This is a genomic window from Paenibacillus xinjiangensis (genome assembly GCF_059686975.1).
The window spans coordinates 234,883-250,644 of the sequence record NZ_JCAALS010000004.1 but is presented as its reverse complement, the minus strand read 5'-3'; the positions used below and the strand labels follow the sequence as shown (position 1 = coordinate 250,644).

Here is a 15,762-nt window from a genome sequence, read left to right as displayed (position 1 = left end):
AGCGAATTCACGGAACTTTAGGGTACGTATCGCCTGTTCAGTTTGAGTCCATGTATTACAAAAGGGGAAGCTAAATGATTGATGTTGTCCACTTTCTTGACAGAGGTCCAAATTTGCAACAATCGGATTATATGATGCTACGGATCCAGCAGATGAAGAGCAAGCATTATCACTAATGACAAATCTAGGCTGTGAATCCTTGCTGAATCGTACGTATAACACATTATCCCAAGGCGAACGCCAGCGTATTCTTATCGCTAGAGCTCTTATGGCAACACCTAAGCTGCTTATCTTGGATGAGCCTTGCACTGGACTGGATTTGTTTGCTCGAGAACTGCTCTTAGCTATGATTAATCAAGTTGCAGGAGCAGTATCTGCACCTACAATTATTTATGTTACTCACCATGTAGAAGAAATACTTCCTTGCTTCAATCAGACCCTTCTTATTAAGCAAGGTGAAGTATTCCAGGCGGGAGCAACGAATCAGCTGCTTACATCTGAGCGAATGAGCAGGTTTTTTGATATTCCTGTGCAAATTGATAAGCATGATGGACGCAATTGGCTGCAGGTGAAGCGATCGGAGCATGTATGGAACTGCAACTAACGGTTTCGAGAAGAAGAAGGTTCGCGAGCTGGCTGCGCGAACGCTTCATGAGACGGCTTGAGTATGATACAGGTCTGTGGAGGCTGCCGGTTGCTCTACTGCTATTATTCAGCTCAGCTGCGATTACTGCTGTAGCTCTAGGCATACCGACAGGGCTTAGCGTTATCTTCGATATAAGTGCACTGGTTCTATTGAATGCTGCTGCGCTCTTCATCGCTGCTCAATTGATTGCGACTGTGCTTAGTCTGTTCTATGCACCTTTTCCTCGACTATTCATCGGTATTCTGCTATACGTCGGGGTTGAGGCTTATCTCATTCTGTATTACTCTCAACTAGGGTTCCTAGGCTCCCTCGTGCTAGGAATATCTTATGCCTTGGTCGCGGCCAACCTAGGATTAGGACTAGGAGCATTATGGCGTCATCGGAGAAGCAAAGCGGTGAGATGGGCGGTAACCGGCGGTGCAGCAGTTATGGTGATCATTATGACTGGATGGACAGGGCCATTCAACAGCCAAGATGCTTCACCGGCGCTTGATTATTACACATCGGATGGTGGAGATACATTAGATGTCTCTAACCCTGGCGAGCCAGGAAGCTACGACTATCGTTACTTCTCATATGGAAGCGGCAATGACCGCCATAGGGAGCAGTTCGCGGATCAAGTGGAGCTATTGTCAACTTCCGTTGATGCCTCCTCCTATATAACCAAGTGGCCGTGGCTTAAGAAGTTATTCTGGGGCTTCGAGCAGGAGGAGCTTCCACTCAACGGACGGGTGTGGATGCCGGAGGGGGAAGGACCTTTTCCATTGGTTCTAATGGTGCATGGCAATCATCTAATGGAGCAGTTCTCGGATGACGGATATGGATACCTAGGAGAGCTGCTGGCAAGCAGAGGATTCATTGCCATATCTGTAGATGAGAATTTCATGAATTATTCGGTCTGGTCGGGAATACCAAATGATGATATGAAAGTTAGAGCTTGGCTGCTGCTTAAGCATGTCCAGCAGATTCAAACCTTCAGCGAACTGTCTGACAATGCTTTTTATGGACGTGTGGATTTCTCCAATATTGCGATGATTGGACATTCACGTGGTGGTCAGGCTGTCGCGATGGCTGCTGACTATGACAAATGGTTCTATGAAGATGGCTCGCTTGATAGTCTGAAGGATACGAGCATCAAGACGGTTATAGCCTTAGCGCCAACAGATAAGCAAGTCGATTCCAAATCAGCTAGACTGACCAATGTTAACTATTTGACGCTGCAAGGGGCGCGTGATGGCGATGTGAACAGCTTTTACGGCGATCGGCAGTACATGCGATCCAGCTTCACGCAAGCTGCCGACACTTTGTATAGAAAAGCTTCTTTATATATTGCTGAAGCCAATCACAGCCGCTTCAATACAGAGTGGGGGACGATGGATGAGCGACCGCCTGGCGGATTATTTCTGAATCAGGAAGGAATGCTTAAGGAGGAAGAGCAGCGCCAGATTGCCGAGGTGTATGTGTCTGCGTTTCTGGAGACGACCTTGAACGGAGTTGAGGAATATGCACCACTTTTCAAGGATTATCGTACGGGTCTAGATTGGCTGCCGAATTCCACAGCGTATGTTAGTCGTTATGAGGATTCGACATTCAGAGCTGCTGCGCGCTATCAGGAGGATCAGAGTAAGCTAACACTGCCACAGGGCGGTGAGGTGGAATCTGAGGGTCTGACGCTATGGGAAGAAGAGGACGCCAAGGATCGTGATGATAAGAATAAGGGTACCAAAGGCGCCGTCCTCCAGTGGGAAGGGGACGCATCGTATACGCTTTCGCTGCCGGAATCCTATACGGAAGCTATTGCGGAGGAAGGTGCTGACATTCTCGCATTCTCTATGGCTAATCTAGAGGATGAGCTGACGGATGATGGTGATTCAATTGAAATCGAACAGATGATCGAACAGCCTTCTATTGCAGTAGAGCTTACCACAGAGCAGGGGGAGAGCGTCATATTGCCGCTGGCCGAATTCATGCCTCTACAAGAGCCAATCCGAACGATGTTCACGATTATTCCTTGGTTGGAGGATCGGGTGAAGGATGGCAAGTACAAAGAGGATGTTGAGCCGGTCTTCCAGACCTATCGGCTGCCGCTGGAGACTTTCGCTGAGGAAAGTGAAGAATTCGAAGAAGCTTCGGTTAATCAGATTACTTTTCATTTTCAGGATGGACCGGGCAAAGTCATGTTGGATGATATAGGCTTCTCCCAATAAAATAACGGGTTTCCCGGCAGAAGGGAAACCCGTTATTTATGTGTACTAGGATGCTATTAGGATACTGGTGATGAATCAGAAGACTCATCATCTTTGAGTGTGAAGTTTCTGGCTGCATAGAGGAACGGAGTCGAGCACAGCGATACGATAAACTTGATCACATAGGTCGAGATGAAAATCGACAGCCATACTTTACTGTCATAAACGCCAGCAAAAGCGATGGTGCAAAAAATAAGCGTATCAACAAGCTGGCTGACGACTGTACTGCCGTTGTTTCGAATCCATAATTGATTCCTTGCAGGGAACTTCCGCTTCAGAACAGAGTATAGTCTAACATCAAGAAACTGGCTTACAAAATATGCACACAGGCTTCCAAGCGCAATTCGCGGCAATAGCCCGAAGATTGTATTCATTGCTTCTTGGCCAATATCTGATTCCTGCGGATCGAATACAAGCGCCATCTGCATAATAATCGTAGAGGCAATTAGCGTGAAGAACCCGAACCATACTGCTTTTTTGGCAGCCTTCTCGCCATATTTCTCATTCAGCAGATCTGAGGCAAGATAAATCGTTCCGTACATGGTATTGCCAAGCGTAATGATAATGCCAAGGGGAAGCTCTACCGTCTTCACCACCTGAATATTTGCAAGTACGGTTGCCATGCCGATCCAAGCGTAAATACCTACACGACCGAACATGCGGTACGAGATCAAAAACAACGTGAAGTGGACGAGCATAAAGAGCGCGCCGAACCACAGATTGAACATAATAATACCAACCTCCTAGTTTTGATAACGCGGGAGTTCTCGAACCGCGGCTTGCCGTGCTGCATTGCAGCATGTATGATATAATTTCTGCCTTTGTCATTATAAGCGCTCTTCCCTGAGCGGGCAATACCTATTGCCGTTCTTTTCATTGACAGGCAGAGGGTGCTACAATGTAAAAATCACCTTTTCTGCAAAGGAGCGAAATAAATGATGCAGGACGAGCAGCTGATTGAAGAACAAAAGCGTGTCGATTATGTTACCGAATGGATAACGATACAAATTGATAAACTGATGAAGCAAGTAGGCGGCATGAAAGAGGATGTCGTATATATACGCAAAAACTTCTGGGACGATGTGACGGTCAATTTCGAAGATGCGGCGGAGTCGGCAGAAACTCATGCGAGTATGAAGCAGCAGGCTGAGATCCTGTTCCAGAGAGAACAAAGACATAGCCATGCGAGAGAACAGCTTAAGCTGCTCTTGAAGCTGGAGCAATCGCCGTATTTCGGTAGAATTGACTTCGTAGAAGCGACAGAGGATTCTGATGCTCGGCCGGAGCCTATATACTTAGGAATTGGTTCTCTGCTCGATGAGAACGAGACGAATTATTTGATCTATGATTGGCGTGCTCCTGTATCCAGTCTTTATTATGATTACTCGCCTGGTCCAGCCCAATACGATACTCCAGGAGGCAGCATCGAGGGGGATATGACGCTTAAGCGTCAATATATCATTCGTCAGGGCAGCATCAAAGGGATGTTCGATACGGGTGTGACGATCGGCGACGAGCTGCTGCAAGAAGTGCTGGGGAAACAATCCGATGCACAGATGAAAAGTATTGTCGCGACGATTCAGCGGGAGCAGAATCAGATTATCCGTAATGAACGCGCACGATTACTGATCGTACAAGGTGCAGCGGGGAGCGGGAAAACCTCAGCAGCCCTGCAGCGGGTTGCTTATCTCCTATATCGACACCGTGAGACGCTGAACGCGGATCAGATCGTATTGTTCTCCCCGAATCCGATGTTCAACTCTTACGTAGCTACTGTCCTTCCGGAGCTCGGTGAGCAGAATATGGAGCAAACGACCTATCAACAGTATGTCGAGCATCGGCTTGGGCAAATGTTTGCCCTTGAGGATCCATTCGCACAGATGGAATATACGCTGGGTGCTGAGCACGACCCTGCATATGAAGCGCGTATGGCAGCTATTCGCTACAAATCTGGCACTTCATTCATGAAGGTGATTGAGCAATATGCAGCTTCATTAGGAGCAGAAGGAATGCTCTTCAAATCGATCAAATTCCGCGGCAGGACTTTAATATCCACGGAAGCCATGGAGGAGAAATTTTACAGCCTGAGTCATAGCTATTCCATTCCTAATCGAATGAAGATGGTTGCGGAATGGCTGTTGAAGGAGCTTACCCGCTTAAGTCGTGAGGAGCGGCATAAGGAATGGGTCGAGGATGAGATGGAGCTTCTGAACAAAGAAGCTTACATGAATGCTTATGAAGAGCTGAGGCGCAAGAAAGATAGCCAATCAGATTCTTTCGATGATTTCGATCAAGAGAAGGATATTCTCGCGATTATGATCGTTCAGGAGAGATTCAAACGGTTGCGCAGCAGAGTCAAACGATTGAGGTTCTTAAATATGCCGCTCATGTATCAGAGGCTGTTCACAGCCGGAGAGAATGGCGGGCTGGCGTCATGGATGAATGGCGAATACCCACCGATGTGGGAGAAAATCTGCGAGCTTACGTTGGAAAAGCTGCTTCAAGGTGAGTTGAACTATGAGGATGCGACGCCATTTTTGTATATGAAAGAATTGCTGGAGGGCTTCCAGACGAATCATTCTGTTCAGTATCTGTTCATTGATGAAGCTCAGGATTATTCCCCGTTCCAATATCATTATTTGAAACGGATTTTTCCGCGGGCGAGAATGACGGCTCTTGGAGATATGAATCAATCGATCTTCCCGCATGCGGCGCTGGGCAATGGCTTCGGACCGCTGTCCGAGCTCTACAGCCCCGAGGAGACGGAGACGATTATTCTGACCCGGAGCTATCGTTCAACGCGTCAGATTGTGGAATTCACAAGTGATATGATTGAGAGCCGTGAGTTCATCATTCCGTTCAACCGGAATGGCGATCAGCCGACCCTCATGCGTGTACAGAATGAAGGAGAACAGCTGCAATTGATCAAGGAGCGTATAGCTGAGCTTCTGAAGGGCGGTATGCAATCCATTGCTGTCATTTGCAAGACCGCGGAGGAGAGCAGGCTGATGTTCGAGAAGCTTAAAGCCTTGATTCCAAATCTTCATTTGATTCAAAAGGAAACCGCCCAGTTCGAGCAAGGGACGGTCGTTATTCCCTCTTATTTGGCCAAAGGCGTTGAATTCGACGCGGTCATTATCGCTAATGCCTCTAATGAGGTGTATGGCAGAGAAAGTGAACGGAAGCTGTTCTATACCGCATGTACACGTGCCATGCATGAGCTGCATTTGTATTACACCGGAGAAAGAACGATGTTCTTGCCTGCTCCAGTACCGAGCGAAACGGCATAAAAAAGAATGGAACTCAAAAAGGCGTGCTGCTTGAACTGCACGCCTTTTTGGTATACGTGACTATTTTTCCCATCAACGGCCTTTTCTTACCTCGGGCCAAAGCTCTCTTACATCTATCTTCAATTCTGAAGCAATCAGCTCAGCAGTTAATCTTTGGGGCATTTTTATTTTACCATTTCGCAGCTTGGAGATCGTCTGAAGGGAAATATTAGTTGCGTTCGAGAGCTGACTAGCACTAATATCTCGCTTCGCCATCCATATTTTGAGCTTCATGGCTGAATCAATAGAGTCATCCACTGCATTCAAGTCCAATAAGACAAAAGCGTATTCAATTATTTTGCCAAAACCATCGAATATCGGAGAAAATATGACCTTGAGCTCTAGCTTTACGCCACTTAGCATATTCGTCATTACGGTTATAGGCTCCATTTTTTTCAGCTTGTTGAAGGAGGGCAGCATCTCAGTAATCTTGGAAAACTCCGCTTCCGATATAAATTCCAAATAGGTTTCGTTCTCTAGTCGCTTATCAGGCTCGAATATATTCGGCTCAATAAGATCCTTGATAAACCGAATTCGATAGCCTTCATCAACAATTCCGCTGACAAGCACTTTGTGCGAGCGTTGCTGTAATTCGATCCATTTCATCGTGCTCAGATCCTGAATGATAATAATGGCCAAAGCATCTAGGTTGCTGGAGGTGACCTCTAATATTTTTTGCCTAATTAGAACAGGTACGTGGCGATGTCGATTATTATATAGAATCGTTTCTTTCTGGAATGCACGAAGCCCATTTTTAGAAGGATAATTCTCGATAATTTTGCTGATCTGCATACCTTGCAATTGCTCATCATGTATACCTATTAATCTACTGAAGCTGCGATTCGATTCCTCTATGACGACAGTGTCTCTCATTAAGCGTACGAGAACCATAGGCTGGTCCAATAGTTGAAAGATGTTATGAAACACTGACAATGAACAAAGCCCCCTTTTAGACGTGTCACAAACCGAGTATAAGAGAAATATTGCCTCTGCACAAGTTGATGTATAATATTACAAATCTCACGATAGATTATGGCGTTTTGGGTTTAATTAATTAAACTCGGTAACAGTAGAAGGAACTAGAATACGGATTGCAGGCAATGAGCTTCATTGGCAGCTAGTATTCACCCTACAACGGACTTTATAAGCAACAGGATTCCTTATAAAATTAGTTAACAAGGTTTTGCACACACTAGGAGGTTTAAGCACCATGAATGATTGCAGCATAGATGATTGTACGAAACCTGTGAAAGCCAAAGGGCTGTGTGCTATGCATCACCAAAGGTATCTGAGACATGGGGATCCCCATACGGTAAGGCCGAGAAGAACGAAGCAAGCCAACAATTGCAAATGGATCCATTGTGTCAAGGAAGCGTCTGCAAAAGGTTTATGCTCCAAGCATTATTACATACAGAGAGTAAATGAAAAGAATCAAAAAGTTGATGTCAGGTAATGTCACATCACATGAATATAGGGTGTCATTTTCAATTGAAAGATGTATAATGGACGTATCTCCAATTATTAGCGGCTATTCTACTATTTGTAGTACAAATCCACCAACGGAGGTGAACGTCTACGTTGATTCAAACGGCACCTTACGGCTTGTCTATGACTGATTTGTATTTGTTTAACGAAGGAAGCTCTTATCACAGCTATCGATTTATGGGAGCTCACCTGATGGAATGGAATGGAGAGTTCGGCGTTCGATTCACAGTATGGGCTCCTCATGCAGTAGAAGTTCGCTTAGTTGGAAGTTTTAATAATTGGGATGGCACTCATCATGTAATGGAGAAGGCTGGATCAACAGGTGTATGGGTGATTTTCATCTCTTCAATGGGAGAAGGAGCCGTATACAAGTATGAGATACTAACCTCCTCTGGAGAAAGAAGACTTAAAGCCGATCCGTATGCCTTCTTCGCAGAAAGGCGTCCATTAACAGCATCTGTCGTAACAGAGCTTAATGGTTTTCCTTGGCGAGATCAGGACTGGGCCGCGAAGAAACGATTGAAGCCCGCTTACACGAATCCGCTTCTAATCTACGAGGTCCATGCAGGCTCATGGCGGATTAAAGGCAAGGAAGATTTTCTCACTTATGACGAACTTGCTTCAGAGCTTGTTCCCTATGCTGCAGATATGGGGTATACGCATATTGAGCTTATGCCTTTGTCTGAACATCCTTTCGACCAATCCTGGGGCTACCAAATTACGGGATTCTTCGCCCCATCAAGCCGCTATGGCAGGCCTAAGCAGCTCATGCATTTTGTAGATTGCTGCCACCAGCAAGGCCTCGGCGTCATTCTGGATTGGGTTCCGGGCCATTTCTGTAAGGATGACCACGGCCTGAGGCAATTCGACGGCACTCCCCTATACGAAGGTGCGAATGAATTGCTAGCCGAGAAACCATTATGGGGCACGCTTGCTTTTGATTTTAACCGTAATGAGGTTGTAAGCTTTCTAATCTCTAATGCCCTGTATTGGATGGATAAATTCCATATTGATGGTCTGAGGGTCGATGCAGTCGCCAGTATGATCAATCTTCATATGGATAAATCTCCAGACAGATTTACTTGGAATTCACTTGGTGGAGCAGATAATTTGGATGCTCTCCGATTTCTGAAACGATTGAACGAAACCGTTTTTCATTATTTCCCCGACACACTTATGCTAGCAGAAGATTCTTCCGCTTGGCCCGCAGTCACCTCTCCTACATACCTAGGCGGGCTAGGGTTTAATTTTAAATGGAATATGGGCTGGATGAACGATATATTACGATACATGTCGCATGATCCGGCTGACCGCTCACAATATCACCACTTAATTACTTTCTCACTACTATACGCATTCTCAGAAAATTACGTATTGCCTCTCTCGCATGACGAAGTTGTTCATGGTAAGAGATCACTCCTTAACAAAATGCCCGGCTCCTATGAAGAAAAATTCGCACAATTAAGGCTCTTATATGGTTATTGGATGACCCACCCTGGCAAGAAGCTTCTATTCATGGGAAGTGAATGGGGACAATTCGATGAATGGAAGGATGCAGAATCGCTAGATTGGATGCTGCTAGACTATGAGCTCCACAACAAAATGAAAATCTTTGTCCAAGCTTTAAACCACGCCTACACCCAAGAACCCTCATTATGGGAAAAAGATAGTGATAATTCAGGATTTAAATGGATAGATGTTCATAATTCGCAGCAATCTATCATATCTTTTATTCGATGCGGTAAGAAAGACTTCTCTGTTATTGTCGCCAACTTCTCAAGAAACAACTACTCTCACTATCGAATTGGTGTCCCAGAGTCGGGCTGTTACCGCTCTATTATAAATAGCAATGAGGAACGCTTCGGAGGCTCAGGGGTGCAGCCAATACTGCATGTCTTTAGCGAGAATGTTGCTTGGCACGGCTATGACCAAAGTATTTCACTACATCTTCCCCCACTATCCTTCCACCTCCTCACCTATGTAACGGGGGACACACATTAATAAGGAGTTGGTGTCCATGGGCCGAAAAGAAATGATTGCTATGCTGCTTGCTGGGGGCGAAGGGAAGAGGCTTGGCGTTCTGACAAAGGATTTGGCTAAGCCGGCTGTATATTTCGGAGGCAAATACCGAATTATTGATTTCACATTAAGCAATTGCGCTCATTCTGGCATTGATACTGTAGGTGTACTCACACAATATCAGCCGCTTGAGTTGAACCGGTATTTAGGCATTGGAGTCCCTTGGGGTCTCGATCGGAAGGATGGAGGAATGGCGATATTGCCTCCATATGTCAAGCAGAAGGGCGGCGTCTGGTATAAGGGAACCGCTAATGCCATCTATCAGAATATGGGCTTTATTGAGCGCTATAATCCTGACTATGTTTTAATTATTTCGGGAGATCACATTTATAAAATGGATTATGACTTGATGCTTCAGCACCATAAGCAATCGGGGGCGGACGTAACCATAGCAGGGATCGAAGTTGATTGGAAGGAAGCGAGCCGCTTCGGTGTCATGCATGTGGATGATGAAGATCGAATCACGGCGTTCGAGGAAAAACCGAAAAACCCAACGAGCAACATTGCTTCAATGGGTGTCTATATTTTTTCTTGGGCGATTCTGCAAAAATATTTGACTTACGATGAATCCAATCGCAATTCTAGCCACGACTTCGGTAAAGATATCATTCCAGCAATGATGAGGGATGGGCTTCATATTAGCGCCTATTCATTCCGTGATTATTGGAAGGATGTCGGTACGATCGAGAGCTTATGGGAAGCGAATATGGATTTGCTCGCCGATGAGCCTACGCTTGATCTGACGGATAAGGAATGGCGGATCTATTCGGTGAGTCCGAATCAGCCCGCTCAATATATTGCTGCAACAGCAGAGGTATCCGCCTCTATGGTAACTGAGGGCTGTGTGGTGGAAGGAAGCATCGAGCGTTCTGTATTATTCTACGGAGTGCACACGGGCAGAGACAGTAAAATCAGCGAATCGGTCATTATGCCAAATGTACGTATTGGAGAAGGCGCTCAGATCTATCGGGCTATTATCGGTGAAGGTGCGGTCATAGACGATGGAGTTACGATTGGAAGTCCCGAGGATGATGCTATAACCGTTGTGGCAATTGGTGAGTTTGTCGGCAATGATCATTTATTGTTAGAGGTGGAGCAGCCATGAAGCATAATGTGATGGGCGTCATTAATTTAATCCATGAGACGGATGAGCTGGAAAGACTGACTCAGAATCGCTGCTTGGCTACTGTACCGTTCGGTGCGCGCTATCGACTGATTGATTTTGCACTGTCGAGTATGGTGAATTCAGGCATTAATAAAGTTGCAGTGTTCGCTCATAAGAAATATCGTTCTCTGATGGACCATGTGGGATCAGGCAGCCACTGGGATCTAAGCAATCGTCAGAGTGGACTGTTCGTGCTGCCGCCGTCGACTGATGATATTCAGGAAATCAGCCGTGGAGATTTATATCATTTCTATCAGCATCGCGATTATTTCAATCGTTCGACACTGGAATATGTAGTGATTACTAGAAGCCATATGATTTGCAATATTGATTTTCGGCCTATTATTGAATTCCATGAAGAGCAGGGTGCCGATATTACAGTCGTATGCAAGAAGCACGCAGATCTTCTGTCAGGAAAAGCACGAAAGGTCAGGATGAATGAGGATGGCCGTATTACTGCCATCCAAGATCATTATGGCCGGATGTTAAGTGATACCTCGTCTATGGAAATGTATGTGATCAAAAAAGATCTGCTAATGGATCTTGTAGAGACCTCTCTGGCACAGGGGCAGGATCATCTCGTCCGTCATGCTATATTCTCGCGCATCGATAAGCTGCGTATCTATGGTTACTTGTTCGAAGGCTACCTGGGTGTTGTCAACACGCTAACGAGCTATTATCAGAATAGTATGAGTCTGCTGCAGCCAGAGGTATGGCGCGAACTATTCTTCCAGCCGGGGACTGTGTTCACGAAAGGGAAGGACGAGCCTCCTGCCCGTTATTACGCATCGTCTAAGGTGCGAAATTCACTTATTGCTAACGGCTGCCAGATCGAAGGCACGGTTGAGAACAGTATTATTTTCCGTGGTGTTCATGTGCGTAAGGGAGCTGTGATCCGCAACAGTATCATCATGCAAAATGGAGACATCGGAGAGAACAGCTTCATTCAGCACAGCATTCTGGATAAGGATGTTAGCGTTCAATACGATCGTGATATTCGCGGAACAGAGAGTAGTCCATTCCTTGCAGGCAAACGTAAAATTATATGAGTTAACGTTTTGCGCAGCAAAGCCTAAGCGAATGCTTGTGAGGTGGTTTTGCTTCGCAAAACCTAAGATAATGCTTACGAAGTAGGTTTTGCTTCGCAAAACCTAAGATAATGCTTACGAAGTAGGTTTTGCTTCGCAAAACCTAAGATAATGCTTACGAAGTAGGTTTTGCTTCGCAAAACCTTTAGGAGGGTCAGTATGAATATTTTGTTTGCTACTTCTGAAGCGGTGCCGCTGGCCAAAACAGGTGGTTTGGCAGACGTAGCTGGAGCGCTGCCGAAAGCGCTGCTCGAGCGTCAAGCAGATGCCAGAGTTATTTTGCCGAAATATGAAGAAATCCCTTCATCGTATACGGATCAATTCGAACGGATTGCAGAATTTAATGTATCGTTCAGTTGGCGTAATCAATATTGCGGACTCTTGAGAGCTGAGATCGATGGGGTTATTTATTATCTCATTGATAATGAGCATTATTTCAAGAGAAGAGGACTCTATGGATACGGTGATGATGCAGAGAGGTTCGTATTCTTTTGCTTTGCCATCATGGAAGCGGCACGTTTCCTGGATTTCAGACCTGATATCATTCATTGTCATGATTGGCAGACAGGCCTCATTCCGTTCTTGCTCCGTACAAGGTATTCGCATGATCCTGCCTGGTCAGGGGTCCGCTCTGTATTTACGATTCATAATCTGAAATATCAAGGGCTGTTCAGCATGGAGCTGCTGAAGGACTTGCTTGGCGCAGGTGATGAACTATTCGGATACGACGGACTTGAATTTCATGGTGCTGGCAGCTGTATGAAGGGTGGACTCGTCTATGCGGACAAGCTTACGACAGTCAGTGCGACCTATGCACATGAGATACAAGGCGAAGAATACGGAGAAGGGCTGGATGCATTGCTCAGGTATCGATCTGGTGATTTGTCGGGAATCGTTAACGGGATTGATGAAGAGTTATTTGATCCGATGAATGATCCGGTGTTACATACCCCTTATCGCAGCTCGATCAGCCGCAAACGAAAGAACAAGCTCGATCTGCAGCAAGAGCTGGGACTCCCCTTGTCGGAAGAGATTCCGCTCATCGGCGTTGTGACGCGTCTCGTGGAGCAAAAAGGGTTCGACCTTATTGCTGCTAAGCTGGAAGCTCTAATGCAAGAGGAGGTACAGCTTGTAGTGCTCGGCTCGGGAGAACAGCGCTATGAGCAGCTAATGAATGACATTGCAGCCCGTTATCCGGATAAAGCAGCTGTATGGCTTGGTTATAATGATCGGCTGGCACGTCGAATTTATGCCGGCTCCGATATTTATTTAATGCCATCGAGATTCGAGCCATGCGGTCTAAGCCAGCTCCTGGCTCTGAGGTACAGATCGATACCGATTGTTCGCGAGACTGGTGGATTGAAGGATACAGTTCAGTCTTACAATGAATATACTGGTGAAGGGAACGGGTTCAGCTTCACGTATTATAATGCAGACGATTATTGGTACACCTTGCGGAGGGCATTGTCACTCTATCGGGATGAGTCGGTTTGGAAGCGAATTGTGGCGAATGCTGCGAAGGAGAACTACAGCTGGAACCGTTCGGCCAAAGCGTATCTGGCCTTATATGATCAACTTCTGATTCATCGAAAGGAGAATGAGCTATGGCCCGTCATCTAGTCATCGGTAATGGCAAGCTGCTGTTGAATTTAGACCAACATTGCTACATCAGGGATATTTATTATCCTTATGTCGGACAGTTGAATCATGTTGGAGGACACTACTGCAGGTTTGGCATTTGGATCGGAGGAGCTTTTTCTTGGTTAGATGAACCGGAATGGAAGTTCGAGCTTGATTACATTGAAGACTCTCTCGTTACGAACATTATTGCTAAGCATGATGGGCTAGATGTGGAGCTTCATATTAATGACGGCATCCATCAACGGGAATGCATTTATATCAAACGGGTCGTCATTCGCAATAAACGGAATGAGCCTCGTGAGGCACGGCTGTTCTTTCATCAGGATCTGATGATTGATGGCTCTGAGGTCGGGGATACCGCGGCTTATTATCCAGAGAACAACACTTTATTCCACTACAAACGCTCGAATTATTTCATGTTCAGCGGTTCTACCGATGAAGGTGGCATGATGCAATATTCCACAGGTATTAAACGATTCCATTCTGCTGAGGGCACATGGCGGGATGCAGAGGATGGCGTATTGATGGGTAACTCGATTGCTCAAGGCTCTGTCGACAGTACAATCAGCTTCCGTACTAATGTCCCTCCTAACGGCGAGAAGACAATCTACTACTGGATGTCTATCGGCAAGAACCTGGAAGAGGTCAAAGAGCTCAATCAGTATGTGCACGATAATCATCCGGAGAAGCTGCTCAGCCGCATGGTTATCTATTGGAAGCATTGGCTTCGCCGTGCAGAGACCGACTTGGGTGATCTGCCGAAGGATGTCGTTCGTACCTTTAAGCATAGTCTTCTGCTTGTTCGGACACAGGTGGATGAGCGCGGGGCCATACTAGCAGCGAATGATACTGATATTTTACAGTACAACCGAGATCATTACAGCTACATGTGGCCTCGGGATGGCGCTTTGATTGCCGACGCCATGTCATTAGCTGGATACCAGAGTGTTATTGCACCATTTTTCAGCTTCTGCGCACAGGCGCTGTCTCCTGAAGGTTATTTGTTCCACAAATACAACCCTGATGGAACCGTCGGCTCGAGCTGGCATCCTTATATTGTTCAAGGCAGTCGACGACTGCCTATTCAAGAAGATGAGACTGCTCTTGTGCTATTTGCTTTGTGGCAGGATTACTCTCGCAATCAGGTCATTGAACTGCCGCAATCGCTCTACAGCAACTTAATCCGCAAGGCTGCGTCCTTCTTAAGCGAATATATTGAGCCGTCCTTGTCTCTTCCTAAGCCTAGCTATGACTTATGGGAAGAGCGGTATGGCATATGGACCTACACTGTTTCTTCCGTATATGGAGGGTTAATGGCCGCTGCATTCTTCACCGAGCTGTTCGGTGATTATGAGCGAAGCGATCATTATAAGAACACGGCTCAAATGATTAAGCAAGGCATGATGACTCATCTGTGGGATGAAGAGTCTGGCAGGTTCGCGCGTGGACTTATTCAAAAAGACAATCGATGGGTCAAGGATATGACGCTAGAAAGTAGTCTGTTCGGTATTTGGGAATTTGGTGTGCTGCCTGTTCATGACGATCGGGTGATCCGAACGATGAACGCAATCAAGGAAGGGCTGCAAATCCGAACCGATATTGGCGGGGTTGCTCGATACACGAATGATTATTATTTCCAGCAATCAGGTGAGATTGATAAGGTTCCAGGTAACCCATGGATTATATGCACACTATGGATAGCCAACTTTGAGATTGAATCCGCTCGAAGTATTCAGGATTTGGAAGGTCCGAAGCAGACGCTGAAGTGGGTTGTCGACCATGCGCTGCAGAGCGGGCTATTGCCAGAGCAATTGAATCCATACGACGGTTCTCCTCTTTCAGTGGCACCACTTACCTGGTCGCATGCGACTTTCGTGCAAAGTGTAAGTAAGTATGCAGCGAAGTACAGGGAATTGAAAGGGTAAGCAGGAATGGGATGTCGTAAAGAGGAGAAAGGGATGCACCCGCTGGTGCATCCCTTTCTTCTGTGATTACTGGAAGTCACATTATTACTTGCTTCAATTAGAGAAGAAACCGCACAGACGAATGTCCGTGCGGTTTCTCTATATGCCGGTAGAGGGAC

The 15,762-nt window shown here is 46.1% G+C and carries 10 protein-coding genes; 8 read left to right on the top strand and 2 right to left on the bottom strand.

What is annotated here, in order from left to right; translation table 11 throughout:
* Positions 1-121: 121 nt before the first annotated feature.
* Positions 122-604: an ABC transporter ATP-binding protein gene (locus AC6ESP_RS06500; RefSeq protein ID WP_497095889.1), complete on the top strand. Its 483-nt coding sequence runs from the start codon at positions 122-124 to the stop codon at positions 602-604.
* Positions 589-2,853: an alpha/beta hydrolase family protein gene (locus AC6ESP_RS06495; protein WP_497095873.1), complete on the top strand. Its 2,265-nt coding sequence runs from the start codon at positions 589-591 to the stop codon at positions 2,851-2,853. Before AC6ESP_RS06500 ends, AC6ESP_RS06495 begins: the two co-directional genes overlap by 16 nt.
* Positions 2,854-2,909: 56 nt before the next feature.
* Here AC6ESP_RS06495 and AC6ESP_RS06490 read toward each other — a convergent pair whose 3' ends face one another.
* Complete coding sequence (locus AC6ESP_RS06490) at positions 2,910-3,620, bottom strand: queuosine precursor transporter (protein WP_497095872.1); 711 nt, start codon at positions 3,618-3,620, stop codon at positions 2,910-2,912.
* 210 nt (positions 3,621-3,830) lie between these two features.
* Here AC6ESP_RS06490 and helD point away from each other — a divergent pair, with 210 nt between their 5' ends.
* Positions 3,831-6,182 (top strand): RNA polymerase recycling motor HelD, encoded by a 2,352-nt coding sequence (gene helD / locus AC6ESP_RS06485; RefSeq protein WP_497095888.1) that lies wholly within the window; start codon positions 3,831-3,833, stop codon positions 6,180-6,182.
* Positions 6,183-6,254: 72 nt separating this feature from the next.
* On the opposite strand, the gene AC6ESP_RS06480 is transcribed toward helD, so the two are convergent.
* Positions 6,255-7,148: a helix-turn-helix domain-containing protein gene (locus AC6ESP_RS06480; protein WP_497095887.1), complete on the bottom strand. Its 894-nt coding sequence runs from the start codon at positions 7,146-7,148 to the stop codon at positions 6,255-6,257.
* Positions 7,149-7,799: 651 nt separating this feature from the next.
* Between AC6ESP_RS06480 and glgB the strand changes: the two genes are divergently transcribed.
* The 5 genes from glgB to AC6ESP_RS06455 all read left to right on the top strand — a co-directional run bounded on the left by glgB (position 7,800) and on the right by AC6ESP_RS06455 (position 15,604).
* Positions 7,800-9,707: a 1,4-alpha-glucan branching protein GlgB gene (glgB, locus tag AC6ESP_RS06475; RefSeq protein WP_497095871.1), complete on the top strand. Its 1,908-nt coding sequence runs from the start codon at positions 7,800-7,802 to the stop codon at positions 9,705-9,707.
* Between the two features lie 16 nt (positions 9,708-9,723).
* A complete protein-coding gene (locus AC6ESP_RS06470) occupies positions 9,724-10,890 on the top strand; it encodes a glucose-1-phosphate adenylyltransferase (protein ID WP_497095870.1) in 1,167 nt (388 codons plus the stop codon).
* The gene (glgD, locus tag AC6ESP_RS06465; RefSeq protein ID WP_497095869.1) at positions 10,887-11,999 is read left to right on the top strand and encodes a glucose-1-phosphate adenylyltransferase subunit GlgD; all 1,113 of its coding nucleotides are present in this window, start codon (positions 10,887-10,889) and stop codon (positions 11,997-11,999) included. Before AC6ESP_RS06470 ends, glgD begins: the two co-directional genes overlap by 4 nt.
* A 198-nt stretch (positions 12,000-12,197) precedes the next feature.
* Entirely contained in the window at positions 12,198-13,658 is a 1,461-nt protein-coding gene (gene glgA / locus AC6ESP_RS06460; protein WP_497095868.1) for a glycogen synthase GlgA, read from the top strand.
* The gene (locus AC6ESP_RS06455) at positions 13,643-15,604 is read left to right on the top strand and encodes a glycoside hydrolase family 15 protein (RefSeq protein WP_497095867.1); all 1,962 of its coding nucleotides are present in this window, start codon (positions 13,643-13,645) and stop codon (positions 15,602-15,604) included. The genes glgA and AC6ESP_RS06455 overlap by 16 nt, the downstream gene beginning before the upstream one ends.
* Positions 15,605-15,762: the final 158 nt, after the last annotated feature.

Coding starts and splice junctions, on each gene's coding strand:
- AC6ESP_RS06490 (WP_497095872.1), bottom strand. CDS start 3,620: ATGTTCAATCTGTGGTTCGGCGCGCTCTTTATGCTCGTCCACTTCACG.
- AC6ESP_RS06455 (WP_497095867.1), top strand. CDS start 13,643: ATGGCCCGTCATCTAGTCATCGGTAATGGCAAGCTGCTGTTGAATTTA.
- AC6ESP_RS06495 (WP_497095873.1), top strand. CDS start 589: ATGGAACTGCAACTAACGGTTTCGAGAAGAAGAAGGTTCGCGAGCTGG.
- AC6ESP_RS06470 (WP_497095870.1), top strand. CDS start 9,724: ATGGGCCGAAAAGAAATGATTGCTATGCTGCTTGCTGGGGGCGAAGGG.
- glgA (WP_497095868.1), top strand. CDS start 12,198: ATGAATATTTTGTTTGCTACTTCTGAAGCGGTGCCGCTGGCCAAAACA.
- glgD (WP_497095869.1), top strand. CDS start 10,887: ATGAAGCATAATGTGATGGGCGTCATTAATTTAATCCATGAGACGGAT.
- helD (WP_497095888.1), top strand. CDS start 3,831: ATGCAGGACGAGCAGCTGATTGAAGAACAAAAGCGTGTCGATTATGTT.